Origin of the sequence: Luteibacter sp. OK325 (assembly GCF_003050935.1) — a bacterium.
In the GTDB taxonomy this organism is placed as follows: Bacteria; Pseudomonadota; Gammaproteobacteria; order Xanthomonadales; family Rhodanobacteraceae; genus Luteibacter.
This window is the reverse complement of the sequence record NZ_QAOX01000001.1, coordinates 634,213-654,066: the sequence shown is the minus strand read 5'-3', so window position 1 is coordinate 654,066 and position 19,854 is coordinate 634,213. Positions and strand designations below refer to the sequence as shown.

Sequence of the window (19,854 nt, the reverse complement as noted above, 5' to 3'; positions counted from 1 at the left end):
CATGGCCCCGCATGCTCGCCAAGACTGACTTCATCGATCTCATTCCGCACGCCGGCGACATGTGTCTTCTCGATGGCGTTGTCGTCTGGGACGACACGTCCATCCATGCGACGAGCGTCAGCCATGTACTCGACACGCATCCACTGCGTGGTGAGCATGGGCTGCATGCCGTACACCTGGCTGAGTACGGAGCGCAGGCGATGGCCGTACACGGTGCGTTACGCGCGCGCGAGCGGGGTGAGACGGAACCACGCCCGGGGATGCTGGTTAGCCTTCGCGGTGTCAAGCTGGCTACCGACCGCGTGGACACGCTGCCAGGTACGCTGCACGTGCGCGCGCAGTGCCTGATCGCCGACGATACCGGCGCGCAGTACACGTTCCAGATCGAGCATGAAGGCGTCGAAATCGCCTCGGGTCGCGCGGCCGTCATTCACCCGAAGATGTGACCACCCGCATAGCCGTCGGCCCGGAGGGGTACCTGAAAGGGGACTGATGAGGAGCCTGACCGCCCCCTCCGGGCCGACCAGAGCAGTCTGCGTCGCCGTCGTCTCAGAACCCGCGACTCAGGCCACCCGTGCGAACAGCTCCGTACGTTCGCCTTCAATGTCGAGCAGCTCCCCAGCCACCTCGCGCAGCGACGGGTGATCGTCCGCGGCGCGCTCGACAATGCTTGCCGCCAGCAGTCGCATCATCCTGACGGTGCCACGCAGTCGCTCTGCCAGCGTGTCGTCGTCCATCACGTCGTGCAGGGTGCTATTCATGTCGGCAAACCAGGCAAGATCGCGCTGGTCGAGCATGACCTTTGGATTTCGACCGTTCGAAACGGTGTGCCAGGACTGGAAAAAAGCCTGCATCTTCGTGTTCAGATCGGTGGCGGCAATCAGCTCGTTGCTCATCCTGGCGATGAAGGCGCTGTCGCCCAGCCGCTTCTGGAACACGATCTGGCAGAGTACTCCCCAGTAATACGCGTAATCCCAGATCACCTTGATCGGTAGCACTTCGGCGTCACCGAAGAGGTTGTACTGCCCGCGATACATCTTCAGCGTGCCTTCGTAAAACGAGAAGAACAGCCGCTCGTAGAGGCGAGCATGCGGTGCCACGTTCTCACCGCGGCGATCATGGCCGATCAGTAGCGTGATGTACGTATTGGCGATGGCGATGAAATCGCTGCCGGGCGAATAGAAGGGATCGAGAAAGGCACCGGCTTCACCCGTCAGGGCCCAGCGGTCGGAAGAGAACATTCGTGAACAGCTGTACGAGAAGTTCCGGAAGAAGGCGAAGTCCAGCAGCTTTTCGCGCCGCTCGATCACCTGGCGGGCGACCAGCGGCTGGTGTTTCTCCAACCAGTCGACCGCAAGGTCGAAGGTCTTCATGCCTTCAATCGGGTGCATGGCCGCGTCGGCGACGATACCCACCGAATGCGCACCTGAGGAAAGGGGGATCAACCACACCCAATACCCTGGTCCGCACAGATGATTGGTCGAACGCCAGCGTTCGGGCGGCCGACAGCGCTCCTTCCACTCCGCGTCGTCGCACCAGCCGTCGATCTCCAGCCGGTCATCGATCCGGAACCACACGGCATTGACGTGATGGCCGTTGTCGCGCGTGAAATCGAACTTACGTCGGATCATGCCGGCGCGGCCCGAAGCGTCGAGCAGCCAACGCGCGTGCAGCACCAGGTCGCTGCCGTCCGCTGCGCTTGCCCGAACCGTATGTGGCGCCTCGCCTGCGCCGATGTCGAAGCCGCGAACGGTAACGCCGTCGCGAAAATCGATACCACGCCGACGCGCCTCGTCGCCGAGATAGTTTTCGAGGATGCCGCGATCGATCTGATAGCTCGGCGTCGGCAGCACCGCGCTGACGCCCAGTTCCGTCACGTCAGCCAGGTCATCCTGGCCTTCGGAGAAAAAGAAGCGGAAGCCGAACTTGCGGATATGCGAGCTTTCAAGATGGTCGCGAAGGCCGAGCGTGTCGGCGAAGTAGTGCGCCGCGATCTCCACGGTTGACTCACCCACCTTGTGTGCCGCCGCAGGCAACGGACGCGCTTGCCGCTCGAGCACCACGATGTCCATGTCCGGGTATTCGCCCTTGAGCTGCATGGCGAGCGAGAGCCCGGCAAGGCCTCCTCCCAGGATGACGGCGTCGTGCGGCTTACGGTCCATGTTCCACCTCGGGTGTCAGTGTGCGATGCCTGGTTCGATCGATTCGGTGGCACCGATGATGGTTGGCTCACTGCGTGAGCGTCGGTAACTGGCCAGGAAGTTTCCGTAGTGGAAGACCCTGCCGACGGTGTAGACCGTGATCCGGGTGACATCGCGAACGGGATTGAAATGGCTGACCCTGAAGTCGCCATGGTACCGCGAGGCGATCGGCACCGAGACGACGCGGGTGCCGCGTTCGCGACAGGCGGTGATCAGTAATGCGGCTTCGAAGACAAAGTGCTCCGCAGGAATGTCGACCAGGTCGAGCACGGCGCGCGGGTAAAGGCGCTGGCCGCTCTGCGTATCCGCGATGGGTTGTGCGCATGCACAGGAGATGCCCCAGTCGGCGACGGCGTTGGCACGGCGGCGACCGGGCGGTTGCTGGTCGCGGTCGAGGATCCGTGCGCCGATGACAATGCAGCCGGGATGCTCCTGGCTCGCGGCGAGGATGGCCGGAATGTCGGAGGCGAGGTGCTGGCCATCGCCATCCATGGTGACCACGGCATCAAATCCCTGGCGCAACACTTCGCGGAAACCGCTGCGCAAGGCTTCGCCCTTGCCACGTCGTGTGGGGTGGCGAAGCAGGGTGACGGGAAGGGCGCCCACGATATCGGGCGTGCGGTCGTCCGAGCCGTCGTCGACGACGATGACCGGAAGCCCCAGCGCCAGCGCTTCGCCCACCACGCGGCCGATGGCTCCTTCCTCGTTGAGGCAGGGGATCAGGATGCAGCATCGTTCGACGCTCGCATTCACGTGTCCACCCCCACATCGACATGGAGATCGAGTTCATGGGCCGCAGGAATACGCAGCGCGGTGGTGCGCGCCAGGGCAAGGGCATGCACCAGGGGAATGGCCTGCGCCGAGGGATTGCTTGCGGCCACATCATCCAGCCAGGCGTTGCCGGTTGGCTGGCTACCGCTATTTCCCGGTGCCGGCGTGACATCGAGGCGTATGGCGGCCGCGTCCGCATGGGGCGACAAGACCAGGGCGACGGCAAACGGTCCGGTGGTCGCGGTCATCTCGCCCAGCGGTCCCGCCCCGGCAATGTCATAGCTGGCCAGTAGAACGTCGCGGTCGTCGGCGACGGCGAGCGTCGCCGCTTCAAGTAACCCGGCGCCAAACGTAGTTTCGCCGCCGGAAACGGCGCTGGAACTCGCATGGCAGTGCGTGGCGATGGTCCAGTAGCCGGCCGGTGCGTTGTGCACCGAGTTATGGAACTTCGTCGGGGACAATTCGGTCGGTGTGCCGGCGAGCGTTGCGCACATGTAGTCGGTAATGGTCTGGTCGCCATGCGCGGAAGCGAAGACGCAGGGCAGCGTGGCTGCATCGACGCCGCTCATTCGGACCGCCTGACCGGCGACGGCGGCAGCGAGCAGCACGCTCTCCGGCGCGCGTCGGCGCTCGTTGGGCGGGAGCACGTCGGCCATCGGACGGGCCTCGGCGGCGGCCCCCGCGCGACCGGCGGCGATCTCGCAAAACGCATCCCAGTCGGCGGCACCCGGCGCCCACACGCCGATACCTTTTACCCAGACAGTCAGGGCGGCGCTCATGCGGGTTCTCCCTCGTGAGCGAATGCCAGGCAGGCATTGTTGCCACCAAAACCAAACGAGTTGCTCAGGGCGATACGTACGTTGCCTTGTTCGCCCGTCCAGGCCATCTGCGGACCGCATAGGGGATCCGGGGTCGTCGTGCCGAGGTTGCCCGGGATGCGCCCGTCGCGCATGGTGAGCAAGGTGATCACCGCCTCGAGGATGCCGGCAGCGCCGAGCGTGTGGCCGGTGAAGCCCTTGGTCGAGCTGGCGCGCGTGCTCGCGGGGAAATTACGCGCGACGAGTGCGGCTTCCACCTCGTCGTTCTTCTGGCTCGCGGTGCCATGCAGGTTGATGTAGTCGACATCGCCGGCTTCGACGCCCGCGCGGGCGAGGGCGTCGCGCAGGGCGATCTCCGCACCGAGACCTTCAGGATGCGGCGTGGACATGTGGTGAGCGTCGCTCGCTTCGCCATAGCCGATCAGCAGCGGGCCGGACGTGCTTTCGGTCGCGCGTTCGAGCAAGGCGAAACCGGCGGCTTCGCCGATCGAGATGCCACTTCGGTTCGCATCGAAGGGACGGCAGGGCTCGCCTGAAACCAGTTCGAGCGAGTTGAAGCCGAACAGCACGCTGTCGCACAGCGTGTCGGTGCCACCGACCACGGCCGCGTCTATCAGCCCGAGGCGGATCATGCGCTCGGCATTGCCGAAGACCTTCGCACTCGACGAGCACGCCGTGGCGACGGTCAGGCAGGGACCTTCGAGATCGAACACGGCGGCGACGAAGCCGGCGAGCGAATGCGGCGTGTGCAGGACGGGGCGGTGAAGGTCTTCCGGCATGCGGCCATGGTCGAGACGGCGGTAACCTTCCTCGGTGGCACCGATGCTCGAGGTGGATGTGCCGAGCAGTACCGCCACGCGAGAGGCACCATAGCGTTCGCGCGCATCGCGCACGGCGTCGATGAAATGGTCCTGGCGCAGGGCCAGCCAGGCCAAGCGGTTATTGCGGCACTCCCATTCGGCGAGTTCAGGCGGTAGCGGCTCATCTTCGAGGCCGGCCACGCGGCCGATCCAGCAATCCAGCGAGGCCGAGCTGAAGTCGTTCGGGGTGAGGCCGCCACGTGAGGCAAGCAGGGCATCGGCATGGGCATCGAGGCCGCGACCGAGGGCAGAGGTCGCGGTATACGCGCGAATGGAAAGAGGCGACATGGGATGGGGCATACGCGCGAGCCTATCCTTTTTGCCTGATAGCGTCTCGTGAACGCCGGGCCCCGGTTCAGCCGATTGCACCCGCGCGAGCGAATGGCACAGACTGCGGGTCTTCCCGCGGGCCTTCCCCATGTCCGGTTTACTCAAGCCCCTGCGCCGAGGCGTCTGGCGATACCTCAGCGATCGCGACATCCTGCTCGCCGCCCTGGTGACGGCGATCGCGTTTGTCGGCAGCCTGGGTCTGTTGTATGTCGTGCATGCGGTGCGGGTCTGGCGACTGGCGCGGCACAGCCCGGTCATGGCCGCCCGCCGCGACACGTTGTTGATCTTCGGCCGTCGCCTTGTCGACGATCGCCCGGAGCATGACTTCGTCGGCCGGCTGATACGCGGCCGCGATAACGCGCTGGCCGGTCGCGCTGACCGGGTGCTTCTGCTTGGTGGCCTCAGTGGCGGGTCCGTCAGCGAGGCCGAGGCGGGGCGGCGATGGCTCGTCGCGGAGGGGTGGCCTGGCGACGTTCCGCTGCTGCTCGAGCAGATGTCGATCGACTCGCTGGAAAACCTTCGCCACGCCCGCGAGTTGCTCAGGGACCGCGCCGGTGCCGTCTTGCCGCCGGTTAGCCTGGTGACCAGCCGCTATCACCTGGCGCGTTGCATGTACCTTGCCCGTCGCCTGGGCTTCGATGCCTCGCCCATCGGTGCGGAGGAGCGCCTGCCGGTGAACCGCCGCTACGTGCTGCGCATGCTGATGGAGGCCGGCTACCTGATGTGGATCGATACGGGCATGCGGTGGGCGGCGCTGATCGGCAACCACCGCATGGCGGCCCGCATTTCCTGAGCTGTCGGCAGCGCGCGGCGGCGTGTCGCAGAGGGGATCCCGAGCGTCTTGCTAAGCTCTGTCTCATCGATACCCCGAGAGGATGCTCGCTCCCATGTCCGAACAAGCCAATCTTGCCGAGTCGTTCCTGCGCGGTCTGCAGGACCGTATCTGTACCGCCATCGAAGCGATCGACGGCAAGGCGAGGTTCGAGGAAGACGCCTGGACGCGACCGGCCGGCGGCGGTGGACGCACCCGGGTGCTGCGCGAGGGCGGTGTCTTCGAGCAGGCCGGGGTCAATTTTTCGCGTGTCTCGGGCTCACCTTTGCCTCCCAGCGCGACAGCACACCGCCCGGATCTGGTCGGCGGCAGTTTCATCGCCACCGGCGTGTCGCTGGTGCTGCACCCGCGCAACCCATACATCCCGACCACGCACGCGAACGTGCGTTACTTCGAGGCGTCGAAGGAAGGTGTTGAACCGGTCTGGTGGTTTGGCGGCGGCTTCGACCTCACGCCGTACTACCCCTTTGACGACGACGTGCGACATTGGCACACCGTCGCCAGGGATCTGTGCGAACCCTACGGGGACGATGTCTACGATCGCTACAAGCGCTGGTGCGATGAGTACTTTTATCTCAAGCACCGGGGTGAAACGCGTGGCGTCGGCGGTCTCTTCTACGACGACCAGAACGAAGGCGGTTTCGACCGCTGCCTGAACTTCATGCGCGATGTCGGCGAGGGTTTCCTCGACGCCTACCTGCCGATCGTCGAGCGTCGCCGCGACACGCCCTACGGCGAGCGCGAGCGCGAGTTCCAGCTCTACCGGCGTGGGCGCTACGTGGAGTTCAACCTCGTCTACGACCGCGGCACGCTGTTCGGCCTGCAATCGGGTGGCCGCACCGAGTCGATCCTGATGAGCCTGCCGCCGCGCGTCCGCTTCGAATATGGCTTCACGCCCGAAGCGGACAGCCCCGAGGCAAGGCTCGCCGAATACCTCAAGCCCCGCGACTGGGTGTAACGCCCATCTCAGGCGGTCGCGGACGCATCCGCACGCTCGGTAGGAGCCGATTCATCGGCGATGGGTGCTTGCGGCACCCTGGCCCGCTGCCGCGGGATCGCCGATGAATCGGCTCCTACAGAAATTGCCCAGGTGTTTTACGGAGCGTTGCCGGAGAACTTCTTCGCCGTCGCACCCTCGATCTTGCCGACCGTGGCCGAATCGCTGACATAGAGCTCGACATCGCGCTGGAAGGAGAGGGTGCCCTGCACCACGGCGTGCGGACCGATCACGATCTTCGGGACCCGGTCGTTGCTGCTGAAGAAGCTCATCGAGGGCTTCTTCACCAGCAGGCCGCCTTCGACCTTCGAGCCTTCGCCGATGGTGATATCCGCGTTCGTCGTTTCGATGCCGCCGCCGACGTGAGCGCCTTCGAGCGAGATCTCGCCGTTGACGTTCGTCAGCTGGCCCTTCACGTCGACGCCGCGCTCCAGCAGGACGCGCCCGTTTACCGTGGTCACTTCCTCCGAGACACGCGCGTTGTCGTGCAGGGTCAGGCCGCCGTTGACCGATTTGACGATGGTCGCGGTGGCGCCCTTGCCCAGTTCCACGGCGCCATTGACCGTGCTGGCCTTCTGCACCACGGCGTTATCGCCGATGCGGACCGAGCCGTTGACGGTGTGGACGTCGCCCGCGTGCTGGCCGGCCTCGACCTGGGCCGTGCCGTTGACCTTGCTGACGTCGTCGTCGCTGGCAAGGGCGGCACCGGATACGGAAAGGGCGATGAGAAGCGAGATCAGGGTACGACGCATGGTGTGCTGCTCCACGGGTGGACTAGGACTCCTAGGATGCACCTGCTGGCCGCAAGGTTTAGCGTGACTGATGACATGGGCACCTGAACCGCCAAGTTGACTGCCCCGGGGTCAGGTTTCACCATGGGATTTTTCCTCCCCATCGTTGGACGCCATGTACAAGCTCGTCATGATCCGCCACGGCCAGTCGGCCTGGAACCTCGAAAACCGCTTCAGCGGCTGGGCCGATGTCGACCTCAGCGAGCAGGGCGTAGCCGAGGCCCGCGAAGCCGGTCGCCTGCTCAAGGAAGCCGGTTTCACCTTCAACCTGGCCCACACCTCGTACCTCAAGCGTGCCGTGCGCACCCTGTGGCATGTACAGGACGAGATGGACCTGATGTGGATCCCGGTCGTCACCGACTGGCGCCTCAACGAGCGCCACTACGGCGCCCTGACCGGCCTCAACAAGGCCGAGACGGCGGCGAAGTACGGCAACGAACAGGTTCACGTCTGGCGTCGCAGCTATGACACCCCGCCACCGGCCCTCGAGGCAGGTGCGACCTCGTTCGCTGACGACGACCGCTACAAGGGCATCGACGTACCCCTGACCGAGTGCCTGAAGGACACCGTCGCCCGCGTGCTGCCCTACTGGCATGACGTGCTGGCTCCGGCCATCCGCGCGGGCAACAACGTGTTGATGGCCGCCCACGGCAATTCGATGCGCGCCCTGGTGAAGTACTTCGACGGCATTTCGGACGACGACATCGCCGAGCTCAACATCCCCAACGGCATCCCGCTGGTATACGAGTTCGACGCCGACCTCAACCCGGTAAAGCACTACTACCTGGGCGACCAGGCCGAGATCGAGGCCAAAATGGCCGCCGTCGCCAACCAGGGCAAGGCCAAATAAAAAGAATGTGGGAGCCGATTCATCGGCGAAAAGGACAATGTGGGAGCCGATTCATCGGCGAAAAGCCAACGAAGCGGCGAAGCGGCATTCCCCACGGCCCCAGAGGGAGGGGGTGACACCCGTCACCCCCAACACCTGTCAGTCAGCCCTCGAACGCCCCGCGCCATGACGTTAACGTAGCCTCACACCGCCACCCACCGAGACCTACGCCATGCTGGCTCCGACCGTCGTCCCGTTCATCGTCGCTCCGCTGATGGCCTTCGCCGTCTATCGCCGTGTCCGCGGCAGCTTCGGTCGTCAGCCGATCCGCACAAAACGCATGAGCATCCGCGTCGCGATCTTCGCGGTCATCGCCTGTCTGACGCTGACCTCCGGTCTGCAGGACGTCCGCCTGGCCGAAGGCGCACTGGGCGGGCTCGTCGCCGGCGCCGCATTGGCCCTCGTCGGCCTGCGCCTGACCCGTTTCGAGTCGAACGCCGAAGGCGCCGACTTCTATGTGCCCAATCCCTGGATCGGTGCCGCACTCACGGCCCTGTTGCTCGGCCGCATGGCCTGGCGCTTCCTGGTGCTGGCGCCGATGTTCAGCGACGGGACGGCTGCCGTGCCGGCCCATACGCCGGCGCCGGGCAACAGTCCGCTGACCATGCTGGTGATCGGTCTGACCATCGGCTACTACATGGCTTACTACGCGGGCGTGCTGTTCCACCATCGTCGCCACAAGCGGCTGGCCCAGGCAGCCTGAGCCAGCCGGGGCGCCCTCGCTCAGAGGGCGTCGTTGTCCAGTTCGCCGGTGCGGATGCGGACCACCTGCTCCAGCGAGCTGACGAAAATCTTGCCGTCGCCGATCTTGCCAGTGCGGGCGGCGACCTGGATCGCCTCGACCACGCGTTCGATCTGGTCGTCGGCCACAGCCACTTCCAGTTTGATCTTGGGCAGGAAGTCGACGACGTACTCCGCGCCGCGATAGAGCTCGGTATGGCCCTTCTGCCGGCCAAAACCCTTCACTTCGGTCACGGTAACGCCCTGGACGCCGACCTCGGCGAGGGCCTCGCGGACGTCGTCCAGCTTGAAAGGCTTGATGATGGCGACCACCAGCTTCATGTATCACTCCTAGGGCGCAGCCGCTTGCCGGCGCGCGGACAGCCATTGTGCCATCCGGCTCCCGGGGCGTCTTCTGGGGCGTTTGTAGGAAAAACCCTACACTACGTGTAGGCGTAGGCCTATAGCGCCTACAAACCAATCACCTAAACTTCATTCACGACATCGGGGTGCGCAAGATGGATGTGCAGGGTATCGATCAACTCGCACAGCGGTTGGCATCGTTGGTTCCGCCAGGGTTGGCGCAAGCGCGTGAGGATATGCACGCCAACTTCAAAGATATTCTGGCGCAGGGACTACGCCGCCTCGATCTCGTTACTCGAGAAGAATTCGATGTTCAGAGCCAGGTTCTAGCGCGGACGCGCGAACGGCTCGAAGTTTTGGAAAAGCGCCTCGCCGACCTGGAAGTCAGCGCTGCGGCTCCTGGCCAATAAGGACGGCCAAACGTCCCGGGACCGCCCCCGATCCGTCACCCTCACCCCGAGAGCGGTCGGGGGCGGTTATTTTCCCAGTCGACGCAAGGAGTGCGTATGCGAGCCCGATCCCTACAGGATCACGGTAGTTCGCCGCCGTATGGGATCCGTTACCGGTTACGATATCCCTCGTCATGAGCCTCGCCGTCACCCTCTCGCGGGCGCAGGAAGGTGTCACCGCGCCGCAGGTCGTCGTCGAGGTGCATCTGTCCGGCGGCCTGCCTTCCACGTCCATCGTTGGACTGCCCGATTCGGCGGTGCGCGAAGCGCGTGATCGTGTCCGTGTCGCCATCCAGAACACCGCCTTCGAATACCCCAATCGCCGCGTCACCGTAAACCTGGCGCCCGCCGAACTGCCGAAGGACGGCGGCCGGTTCGACCTCGCCATTGCCCTGGGCATTCTCGCCGCAGGCTCGCAGGTCCCTCGCGAGCGGCTCGACGACTGTGAGTTCCTCGGTGAGCTGGCGCTGTCGGGTGAACTGCGCGCCGTTCCCGGCATTCTCCCCGCCCTGATTCGCGCGCGCCGCTGCGGTCGGCGCATCGTCGTTCCTCGTGCCAACGCGGCGGAAGCGGCGCTGGTCGGCGAAGCCGATGTACTGCTCGCCGACAGCCTGGCGGAGGTCTGCGCCTGGCTGGGCGGGCATGGCACCCTGGGCGCTCCGGCGGCGGCAACCGACTTTTACGACCTGCCGACGTGCGGGCCGGACATGCGAGACGTGCGCGGCCAGTACCAGGCGCGGCGCGCCCTGGAAATCGCCGCGGCGGGAGGGCACCACCTGCTGATGATCGGTCCGCCGGGCACCGGCAAGACCATGCTCGCCGAACGCCTGCCGGGCATCCTGCCACCGATGACCGAATCCGAAGCGCTGGAGAGCTGTGCCATCCGCTCGCTCTCCAGCGAAGCCATCGACCCGCAATCCTGGCGCCGCCGTCCGTTCCGCGCGCCGCACCACACGGCGTCAGGCGTCGCGCTTGTCGGCGGGGGCTCGACGCCGCGACCGGGTGAGATTTCGCTGGCACATAACGGCGTCCTCTTCCTCGACGAGCTTCCCGAGTTCAGTCGCCACGTGCTCGAAGTGTTGCGCGAGCCGCTCGAGTCCGGACAGATCGTTATCTCGCGCGCCGCACGCCAGTCCACCTTCCCGGCGGAGTTCCAACTGGTCGCCGCGATGAATCCGTGTCCGTGTGGCTACGCCGGCGATCCGACTCACGACTGTCGATGTACGCCTGACCAGATTCATCGTTATCGCGCACGCATTTCCGGCCCGCTTCTCGATCGCATCGACCTGTGTGTCGAAGTACCCCGCGTACCGATCTCCGATCTGACGGCGCCTCGTGGTCCGCACGACGACGACAGCACCACCGTTCGTCGCCGCGTCATCAACGCGCGTGAGAAGGCACTGCTTCGCGCCGGCCAACCGAACTCCGAACTGAGTGTGGTCAACCTCGAACGCGACTGCGCGCTACCGCAGGCCGAGCGTGAATGGCTCGAAGGGGCTGTCGAGAAGCTCGGTGCATCCGCGCGTGCGTACCATCGTGTGCTTCGCGTAGCGCGCACCATTGCCGACCTTGAAGGTGGGGCGGGGTGTGTGGAGCAGCATCATCTTGCCGAGGCGTTGCATTACCGGCGGTTTTGATCTTTTCGCAAGTGTTATTACGCGCCACGAAAGCAGTAGTTTTTTATCCCGACATGCTGACAGTGAGCACGTGAGCGTGCCGCTTTAGTACCCTACGCGACACGCAAGGCCCTGGTGACTGTGGTGCCCCTTCGAAAGAACGGACGATGACTGTGCATCGTTGATCGATGTGCAGCGGACTCGTTCCCTTTATCGGAGAAAAAGATGAATTTCGCATTCGTGCACGTGCGAGTACTACGCGCGGCCATCCTTTCCACAACAGCTTTCATTTCGAACCTCGAACATTCCCATGCCGCGGAAGTCGGCGCAGAGGTGGCGAAAGATTCGACCAAGCTCTCGGCCGAGCAGCGCAAATCGCTCGAGCCCGTGCTACGAGGATTGCTACAGGCCCATGTGGATGTACAGGAGCGAGTGCCTGGACAGGCACCGATCATTGTGGTCGGAGACGTGTCCTTCAACGATTCCGGCGACGAGTTGTTGGTGGAGCTTGGTAAGGGTTACGTGCCTACCTATTACGGAGGCGACTTCGAAGATCGCATCAATGCCTTGGCCACCACGGTGTACGTGTATATGGACAAGATCGGGCCGCTTCGAGGCGTGGACTTCACCTTCGAGGGGAGGGACATCCTCGACTACTTCCCTTACGAGAAAGGACTCAAAGAACAGGCTGAGATGTCGCAGCGCCAGACACTATTTCATCGGGCCGACGCCGGAAAAGGCCGCGTGCTTGTCTCGGCGGGTCATGGCTACTATTTCCACAAGAAGTTCGGATGGACTACGCAAAGGTCGCTAGTTAACGGAATAACCGAGGATTTCGCTACACCGGCATTTGCCGCATCGCTGGATAGCTATCTCGGCTCTCGTGCCGGAGAAGAGGTATTCAGGGCTCGGTCCCAGGCGCGAGACAGGCATGCTGAAAGCGGTAAGCCGTGGACGGACATGGCAAGCCGCTACTTCCTCGAAAATATGCTTCCGAACGCTCCTGAAATCTGGAACAGTAAACCCGGTAAAGGCGGCGACATGGAGGAGTACGAGCAGGACATCAGAAGTCGTCCGCTCTACGCAAACCATCTCGGTGTAGACGCTGCCATTCATCTTCATACAAACGCGACCGAGAACCCGAACACCAGGGGCATCCGAATCTTCTACACGAAAGGTCGGGACGTAGATGAGCGCCTTGCGACGGTGGGTCTCTGCTATATCAAAGAGAGTTTGAAGTCCAATGCCGCTTTTGATGCATTTCCTGTTGCATCCGAGCCGAGTATCGGTCGGTACGGAGAGAACACGTACGCGACTATGCCAAGTATCGTCGCGGAGATTGGTTTTCATTCCAACAAGGAAGACGCCGCAGCAATCGGAAGCTACGTTTTCCGTGACCTGGCGATGCGAGGTCTTGAAAAGGGATATCGCATGTTTCGCGAGGGTCGCGGATGTGAGGAGTTCACGGTTACTCATCCAGAAGTGAATCTGGTGTCGGGAGCGCAGTACAAGGCGGACGTAGTGTTCGTCTGCACGCCACGATATGGGCGATTCAAAGATCCCGCCGTGCCACTGACGATCGACTACGGCTGCACGGCTGTGAAAGATCACCCGTTTACGATCAAGTGGAGCGCGTCATTTATTGATGCGGATGGCATCAAGGCGAAGACGGCGGTGACGATGACCTGCAAACCTAAATCAAGCCGCCCGGCGTAAGTGGATGAGGGACTGCGGTTGCAGGGACGTCTGTCCTGCAACCGCTAGGAGGAGCGCATGGCCACCACCGGCGGGACCGCTGCCGCTCGCATCGCCGGTGCCAGCACGGCCAGTTGACCCAGAACCCACAGAGCCATGGCGCCGATCGGCAGATACCATGCAGGCAGCCTCGGCAGCTCGTAGATATTCATAAGGGCCAGGTTGATTCCGTAAGCGAGAGCCATCCCGAGGACGATTCCGATCGTCACGATAAGGAAGTTCTCGATCTGAAAATAACGCAGGACATCCTTCCGCGTTGCACCCAGCGCACGCCGCACGCCTATCTGCCTTCGACGTTGCGCCACCCAGAAGCTCGCCAGCCCGACGATGCCCAGGGCCGTCGTGCCGAGAAGCGCCACGATGACGGCGATAAGCAATCCCGTCATGACCCGGTCATTGAGGAAAAACTTCTCGCGAAGCTCACCGATGGTCCTGCTTTGATCAAGGTCGAGGACGGCGTCCGGAGCGATCTTGAGGGCGGCCGTCCTGGCATCGCGCATGACGCGCGGGAGATCGTCGGGGTTCGCTCGCAACAGATATTTTCCGGCGAACTGAGGGCCAGGCATGGCGGGCACCACGATCGACCAGTCCGCATCCTTCTCCTCGCCGGAACCGGGCTGTGGGACGGTCAGGTGATCGACGACGCCGATTACGCGGAAGTGGGTGTCCATGGACCATATCGTCTTGCCGAGCGGATTTTCGTCCGGCCAGAAGTGCTTCGCCAGGACCTGGGTGATCAGGACCGGAGCTTCCTTTGGCACGAACTGCGTTACCGACATGTATTCGTCTGGCGCTGGCATGCGCCCGGACAGGAGACGGATACCCATCGCATTGGCGGCGCCGGGCCCAGTGACATAAAAGTCCACGACGCCGCCGAACTGCTGGCCGGCCGCGTCGAGATGGACGCCCGCGATGACACTGGCCTCGCCGAAAGGAACGGCGCCGACGGCACTCACGGACTGCACGCCGGCCACTGCTCGCAGGCCGGCCATCACTCGTGCATCGAGGTCGTTCGCCTGCTCGGGATCGAAACCTTCCAGCTTGATCGTGCCCAGCGCCTGTTCGTCGACACCGCTCTGCACATGCATGGCTTGCACGCGGCCCGCGATAAGAAAGCATGCGTTGCACAGCACGGCGCATGCCAGGGCGATCTCGAGCGCGATCACGATGGTGGCGATGCGGTGCTTGCGCAATGCGGCAAGGACGGGCTGGATCTGCAGGTCGGCCATGTCAAAGCACCTTCAATTGCAATGCGGGCTCGACGAGGCTGGCGCGCGCCGCGGGTAGCAGGCCCGCGAGAAGACTCGCTCCGATGGAAATCAGGAACGTTGCCAGGAACATCGACACATCCAGGTGTACGAAGTCCGCATACGGAACGGGCTGCTGGCGGACGAGCCAAAGCCCGAACAGCGTGAGGAATAAACCACCGAGTCCCCCGAGCCCACCGATCACGCCCGCCTCGACCAGGCACTGGATGAAGACGGCACGACGCGTGGCGCCAAGCGCGCGCCGCAGGCCGATCTCCCCACTCCGGCGCAGGAACTTTGCGAGAAGTAGCCCGACGACGTTGCACACGCAGATCGCCAGGAACGCGAACGCCAGCGATGTCTGCAACTTCACGTCACCGGGCACGACGCCGTTGAAATCGAGCCACTCCGGCAGGCTGCGCAATCGTGTGTTGTCCGCTCGGGTGATGCGCCCGAGCGATTGTTGCTGAGCGACGTAGCCGTCGAGGAAGCGGCGATACGATGCGACCCTGGTAGCGTCGCCCAGTTGCACCCACAGAGCCACCCAGACACACGACGCGTTCTGCAGGTGTCCCGGTGTCACGGGATTCGACCAGCACGTGAAGGGCTGGAAGTTTCCGTCGTTGATCTCCAGTGCCGTCGTGAAGGGCGTGATGACACCTTCCGGCTTGTCATAGAAACTGGCCGTGTCACCGCCACTGAAGCGACCGCCGCGTACGTCGTAGAAAAGAGGCGAGGGACGCCACGGTGCAAGGACGCCGACGATGCGCACGTCGCTGTCCTTCAGGCGCAAGGTCAGGCCGACACTGTTTTGCCCGCCGAACAGACGGTCGTTGAGATTGGCGGAGATCACCGCGACGCGGGCATGCGCGGCGTCGTCCTCGGCCGTCCAGCTGCGACCGAACCGGATCGGGACCTCGAACATCGTGAAGAAATCGGAGGTCGTGGAGAGCATCGAGAGCATCAGTGGCGGCAGTCGTGTGTCGGGTGCCAGTAACTTCACTCGACTGTTGATGACGAGTGCCTGGCGATCGGCGCGGTGCGCGCTCCACAGGTCCATCGCGGACTGGTAGTCCATGACATCGTGAGGCTCGCGGGCCTTCGAGCCAGGGTCGGGTTCGACCTGAGGGTAGAAGATCTGCCCGCTTCGTCCACGCAGCGGATCACCGGAAAGCAGGTGCATGATGGTTAGTGTCGTCATGCTCGCACCGATGCCAACGGCAATCGCGAGGATCATGAGTACCGTCAGGACCTTGCTGCGCCTGAGGCTGTGCAGCGCCAGGTCGATGTAATAACCGATCATGCGTGTGTATCCCCAGTGCGGCACGTAACGTCCCGACGGCCCGCACCACCCCTGGCCGGCCGCTTCGTCTTCCTGTGCGACGAGCATGCGCCGGTGGGAAAGCGCAGGCATGTGCAAGAGGTCAGGTGCGCCCGCCGTTGTCGGGTACACGCGCAGCGGCTATGGTCGGAGCCTTATTCTCCGTCGATCCGACTCTTCTCATGCCACTGTCTTTCCAGCGTCTGTGCTACTCGATGTGCCTTTTGCTCGCGGTCCTTTCAGTGCTCACGGCATCGACGGGAGCTACCGCATCAACGCAAGAGCCGGGCGGTCGTGCGGTGCATGTGCATCTCGACAACGGACTTCCCGGCACGGCCAGGGTCGACGATGAGGGGCATCCGATCGATGCCCACGACGGCCAGATCCAGCGCTTCGGCGACCGCTATTATCTCTACGGCACGCGTTATGGCTGTGGCTTTCGCTGGAACGACAAGAAGGCTCCGTTCTGCGGATTCGTTGTGTATTCGTCCAGCGACCTTGCGCACTGGCGCGCCGAAGGCCCGCTCTTCGACGCGACAACGCCGTCCTGGCAGAAGCGCTGCGACGGGTCGACTTATGGCTGCTTCCGCCCGCACGTGGTCTTCAACGCCCGGACGCAGCGCTACGTTCTGTGGATCAACAGCTACGAAGTGGCTGTTGGCTACCACGTGTTCACCGCCACGACGCCGACCGGTCCCTTCGTCGAAGCGCCGCTACCGAAGCTGGCCATCAACCGTGACCAGCCTCCCGGCCTGAATCACGGCGACCACGATGTCTTCGTCGACCACGATGGCACGGCTTACCTCGCGTACACCGACTGGCGACGGAAGGGCGATATCGCGATCGAGCAACTCGATGAAAGTTATCTCAGCGGTACAGGGCGCTACGCGCGCGTTGGCCTGAAGGCAACCGAGGCGCCATCGATCTTCCGTCGCGGTGACACCTACTACCTCACGTTCTCCGACCCGAACTGTGGATACTGCACAACCGGCACGTCATATCTCCATGCCACATCGCCGCTGGGTCCGTGGACGGGCAAGCCCGCGAGCGGTGAGATGGCAAGACAGCATCGTGGCCTGAAGATCAGTGCCACGTCCTGCGGCGGGCAGCCAGCCGATGTCGCGACCCTGCCGGGACCGGATGGCCCCGTCTTCCTTTTCCAGTCGGATCGCTGGGACAACGGCAACCCGAGCGAGACCCATGCGACTCACTACTGGGAGCCACTGCGCTTCGACGCCCGCGGCGCCATCGAACCACTGAGTTGCGCGAGTGGGTTCGACATCGACATGACTGGAAACACCAGCAATTCGCGGGCCAAAATCACTCCAAAGAGTTAATACTTATTTCATGTACTGAGTAGTTGACGAATCCCGGGGGCGAGCGGATAATTCTGTACCAGGCGGTTCTCTAATGGGCTGCCCGCCCCGCTCCGGTGCTAGATACCCCTCCCTCCCCCCGCTCTAGCACCGGGGCCCGGCCTTTTCTCCACAACGATCCTTAGCTGTCCTTATCTCGGCCCGCCTCACGGTGTTGGCCGATTTTCTTTTGGGACGAGGGATTATTCGTAGCGGCTTTCCTTGACGCGGGTAAGCCTCAGCCGGGAGAATGCCGCCGCGCTCGCGTGCCTTGTCATTCCCGCGACCGCGGTCTCCCCCGGACCAGCCAGCCACGCTCGCCTTCGCGACCCAGCCAGCAAGCCCTCCGTTTACCTCAAGGAAGCTTGCCGTGCGTCCCTTCGATACGCTGCTCCGTCGTGCCCTCCCGTTATGCGTCTCCGCACTGCTGATCGTACCGATGGCTCGCGCCGCGGATGATGTATCAGAGAAAGACAAGGACAAGGTCACCGACCTGCAGGGCGTGAAAGTCCGCGCCTCCACCGCGCCTCAGGCCACCGTGGCCACGAAGACCGATGCGCCGCTCATCGAGGTGCCGCAGTCGGTGTCGGTGGTCAGTCGTGAAGACCTCACGTTACGCAACGTGCAGAGCCTGTCCGAGGCGCTGAACTACACGGCAGGCACAGCCTCCAACGCGACGGGCACTGATCAACGGTACGACTGGCCGACTATCCGGGGCTTCGACGCGGGGTCCTTCGGCATCTACCAGGACGGACTGAGATCCCAGCCGGGCGGCCTCAGTCTCCGTATCGAGCCTTACCTGATCGAATCCGTCGCCGTGCTGAAGGGGCCGAGCTCGGTGCTCTACGGACAGAGCAACCCGGGCGGCCTCATCGATGTCACCAGCAAGATGCCGACGACGGAGTCGCTGCACGAGGTAGGCATCCAGCTCGGCAACTACGCACAGCGCCAGCTGCGCACCGATCACGGCGGAAGGCTGGACGACGCGGGCCACTGGAGCTATCGCCTCACCGCGATCGGCTTCGACGACGACACGCAGATCGACCACACCTATAACCGTCGTCTCGCCATCGCCCCTGCGATCACCTATGCGCCTGACGACAACACCAGCGTCACGTTGCTGACGAACTATCAGCGCGACCTGACAAATAGCCTGTATCCGTTTCTACCGGCGCAGGGCACCGTGCTGTTCAACCCGAACGGCAAGCTGTCCACGTCGCTTTACACGGGCGACACGAACTGGGACAGCTATCGCCGGACCCAGTCGGCGGTGGGCTACAAGATCGACCACAGGGTGGACGATGTGTGGAGCTTCCACCTCAATGGGCGCGTCGCCCGGCAGACAACGAGCTGGCGCCAGCTCTACGGTAGTGGCCCACTGTTCCCGGACTACAGCACGTTCAATCGCTATGCGATGGACAACGACTCGCAGACGAACAGCTACCTCATGGACAACAGGGTGACGGCCAACTTCGCAACCGGGCCGGTGCAGCATGCCGTGCTCATGGGGCTGGACGTTTCCCAGACGCACAGCAGCCAGAGCGAAAGCGATGGCCTGGGCAATCCCTTGAGCGCTTATGCGCCCGAATACAACCTGCCCATGGCGCCGCTGGGCACGCCGGGCTTCCGTAATCGACAAAGCCTGAAGCAGACCGGCGTGTATGCGCAGGACCAGTTGAAGTTTGGTGGCGGCTGGGTGGCGCTCCTCGGCGTGCGCCGCGACTGGACATCGATGGGTGGACTCGACCAGATCGCGGACGCCGCCAGCCGTCAGGTCGACAGCAAGACCACGGGGCGTGTCGGCCTCGTCTATCAGACCTCGTGGGGTCTTGCGCCGTATGTCAGCTGGTCGACGTCCTTCCTTCCCAACAGTGGTTTCGACTATCTGGGGCGTGGTTTCCTGCCGACCACCGGTCGTCAGATCGAGGGCGGCGTGAAGTACCAGCCGGTGAACGTGGACGCGTTCGTGACGGTGTCGGCCTTCGAGATCCACGAGGGCAACGTGCTCGTGACTGACGCATTGCACCCCGGTTTCTCGCGTGCGGCCGGCGAAGTGCGCTCGCGAGGGGCTGAGTTGGAGGGTGTGGCGAATCTGACCGACGGGCTGAAGCTGCGTGCGGCCTACACCTACACGGACGCCGAGACGACCCGGTCCAGCGTCGTGTCGGATATCGGTAAGCCGCCCGGCACGGTGCCGATGCATATGGCATCCCTCTGGGCCGACTACACCGTGCACGAAGGGGTTGCACGCGGTCTTGGATTTGGCGGCGGTGTACGTCGTGTCGGCGAGAGTTACGGCGGCACCTACCATCCGGATGTGACGACCGATGCCACGCGGGACTTCAACGTACCGGCTTATACGTTGGTGGACGCCGTTCTTCGTTACGAAATGCCGAGCGTCTCGCTCGCGCTCAACGTCAACAACCTGCTCGACAAGCACTTCGTGTCCGTCTGCTATGGCGAGCTGGGGTGTTCATGGGGTAATCGCCGCACGGCGATGGCGAGTGCGACCTATCGCTGGTAGGAACCCACTCGAGCA

18 protein-coding genes are annotated in these 19,854 nt (G+C 63.7%); 10 read left to right on the top strand and 8 right to left on the bottom strand.

Features of this window, described 5'->3' with window-relative positions; translation table 11 throughout:
* The first annotated feature begins 11 nt into the window (after positions 1–11).
* On the top strand, positions 12–446 hold the full coding sequence (locus tag C8J98_RS02840) for a phosphotransferase (RefSeq protein WP_107910683.1): 435 nt from the start codon (positions 12–14) through the stop codon (positions 444–446).
* A gap of 117 nt (positions 447–563) precedes the next feature.
* Here the strand turns inward: C8J98_RS02840 and C8J98_RS02835 are convergent, their stop codons facing one another.
* Genes C8J98_RS02835 through C8J98_RS02820 form a run of 4 tightly spaced genes read right to left on the bottom strand, consistent with a single transcriptional unit; the run spans position 564 to position 4,950 of the window.
* On the bottom strand, positions 564–2,162 hold the full coding sequence (locus C8J98_RS02835) for a tryptophan 7-halogenase (RefSeq protein WP_107910681.1): 1,599 nt from the start codon (positions 2,160–2,162) through the stop codon (positions 564–566).
* Positions 2,163–2,177: 15 nt separating this feature from the next.
* Positions 2,178–2,954 carry a glycosyltransferase family 2 protein gene (locus C8J98_RS02830; protein WP_107910680.1) on the bottom strand — a complete coding sequence of 259 codons (777 nt, stop codon included), beginning with the start codon at positions 2,952–2,954 and terminating at the stop codon, positions 2,178–2,180.
* On the bottom strand, positions 2,951–3,751 hold the full coding sequence (locus C8J98_RS02825; RefSeq protein WP_107910678.1) for a beta-ketoacyl synthase chain length factor: 801 nt from the start codon (positions 3,749–3,751) through the stop codon (positions 2,951–2,953). Before C8J98_RS02825 ends, C8J98_RS02830 begins: the two co-directional genes overlap by 4 nt.
* Positions 3,748–4,950, bottom strand: a complete 1,203-nt coding sequence (locus C8J98_RS02820) for a beta-ketoacyl-[acyl-carrier-protein] synthase family protein (RefSeq protein ID WP_233260077.1) — start codon at positions 4,948–4,950, stop codon at positions 3,748–3,750. The genes C8J98_RS02825 and C8J98_RS02820 overlap by 4 nt, the downstream gene beginning before the upstream one ends.
* A 118-nt stretch (positions 4,951–5,068) precedes the next feature.
* Between C8J98_RS02820 and C8J98_RS02815 the strand changes: the two genes are divergently transcribed.
* Together C8J98_RS02815 and hemF are read left to right on the top strand one after the other, a co-directional pair.
* Positions 5,069–5,773 (top strand): YdcF family protein, encoded by a 705-nt coding sequence (locus C8J98_RS02815; RefSeq protein ID WP_107910674.1) that lies wholly within the window; start codon positions 5,069–5,071, stop codon positions 5,771–5,773.
* Positions 5,774–5,867: 94 nt separating this feature from the next.
* On the top strand, positions 5,868–6,770 hold the full coding sequence (gene hemF / locus C8J98_RS02810; RefSeq protein ID WP_107910672.1) for an oxygen-dependent coproporphyrinogen oxidase: 903 nt from the start codon (positions 5,868–5,870) through the stop codon (positions 6,768–6,770).
* A gap of 137 nt (positions 6,771–6,907) precedes the next feature.
* On the opposite strand, the gene C8J98_RS02805 is transcribed toward hemF, so the two are convergent.
* The gene (locus C8J98_RS02805; RefSeq protein ID WP_107911133.1) at positions 6,908–7,561 is read right to left on the bottom strand and encodes a hypothetical protein; all 654 of its coding nucleotides are present in this window, start codon (positions 7,559–7,561) and stop codon (positions 6,908–6,910) included.
* Positions 7,562–7,715: 154 nt separating this feature from the next.
* On the opposite strand from C8J98_RS02805, the gene gpmA reads away from it, so the two are divergent.
* Both gpmA and C8J98_RS02795 read left to right on the top strand, forming a co-directional pair.
* Positions 7,716–8,450: a 2,3-diphosphoglycerate-dependent phosphoglycerate mutase gene (gene gpmA, locus C8J98_RS02800; protein WP_107910670.1), complete on the top strand. Its 735-nt coding sequence runs from the start codon at positions 7,716–7,718 to the stop codon at positions 8,448–8,450.
* Positions 8,451–8,661: 211 nt separating this feature from the next.
* The gene (locus C8J98_RS02795) at positions 8,662–9,192 is read left to right on the top strand and encodes a DUF1453 domain-containing protein (protein WP_107910668.1); all 531 of its coding nucleotides are present in this window, start codon (positions 8,662–8,664) and stop codon (positions 9,190–9,192) included.
* Positions 9,193–9,212: 20 nt separating this feature from the next.
* On the opposite strand, the gene glnK is transcribed toward C8J98_RS02795, so the two are convergent.
* The gene (glnK, locus tag C8J98_RS02790; RefSeq protein WP_107910666.1) at positions 9,213–9,551 is read right to left on the bottom strand and encodes a P-II family nitrogen regulator; all 339 of its coding nucleotides are present in this window, start codon (positions 9,549–9,551) and stop codon (positions 9,213–9,215) included.
* Between the two features lie 176 nt (positions 9,552–9,727).
* Between glnK and C8J98_RS02785 the strand changes: the two genes are divergently transcribed.
* The 3 genes from C8J98_RS02785 to C8J98_RS02775 all read left to right on the top strand — a co-directional run bounded on the left by C8J98_RS02785 (position 9,728) and on the right by C8J98_RS02775 (position 13,353).
* The gene (locus C8J98_RS02785) at positions 9,728–9,982 is read left to right on the top strand and encodes an accessory factor UbiK family protein (protein ID WP_046981909.1); all 255 of its coding nucleotides are present in this window, start codon (positions 9,728–9,730) and stop codon (positions 9,980–9,982) included.
* A gap of 173 nt (positions 9,983–10,155) precedes the next feature.
* A complete protein-coding gene (locus C8J98_RS02780) occupies positions 10,156–11,658 on the top strand; it encodes a YifB family Mg chelatase-like AAA ATPase (RefSeq protein WP_107910664.1) in 1,503 nt (500 codons plus the stop codon).
* Between the two features lie 204 nt (positions 11,659–11,862).
* Positions 11,863–13,353: an N-acetylmuramoyl-L-alanine amidase gene (locus C8J98_RS02775; protein ID WP_107910662.1), complete on the top strand. Its 1,491-nt coding sequence runs from the start codon at positions 11,863–11,865 to the stop codon at positions 13,351–13,353.
* 44 nt (positions 13,354–13,397) lie between these two features.
* On the opposite strand, the gene C8J98_RS02770 is transcribed toward C8J98_RS02775, so the two are convergent.
* Positions 13,398–14,612, bottom strand: a complete 1,215-nt coding sequence (locus C8J98_RS02770) for an FtsX-like permease family protein (protein ID WP_107911131.1) — start codon at positions 14,610–14,612, stop codon at positions 13,398–13,400.
* 10 nt (positions 14,613–14,622) lie between these two features.
* Entirely contained in the window at positions 14,623–15,942 is a 1,320-nt protein-coding gene (locus C8J98_RS02765; protein ID WP_107910660.1) for an ABC transporter permease, read from the bottom strand.
* Positions 15,943–16,142: 200 nt separating this feature from the next.
* Here C8J98_RS02765 and C8J98_RS02760 point away from each other — a divergent pair, with 200 nt between their 5' ends.
* Together C8J98_RS02760 and C8J98_RS02755 are read left to right on the top strand one after the other, a co-directional pair.
* Positions 16,143–17,297 (top strand): family 43 glycosylhydrolase, encoded by a 1,155-nt coding sequence (locus C8J98_RS02760; RefSeq protein ID WP_158272576.1) that lies wholly within the window; start codon positions 16,143–16,145, stop codon positions 17,295–17,297.
* Between the two features lie 388 nt (positions 17,298–17,685).
* A complete protein-coding gene (locus C8J98_RS02755) occupies positions 17,686–19,839 on the top strand; it encodes a TonB-dependent siderophore receptor (protein ID WP_158272575.1) in 2,154 nt (717 codons plus the stop codon).
* The last annotated feature ends 15 nt before the right edge of the window (positions 19,840–19,854 follow it).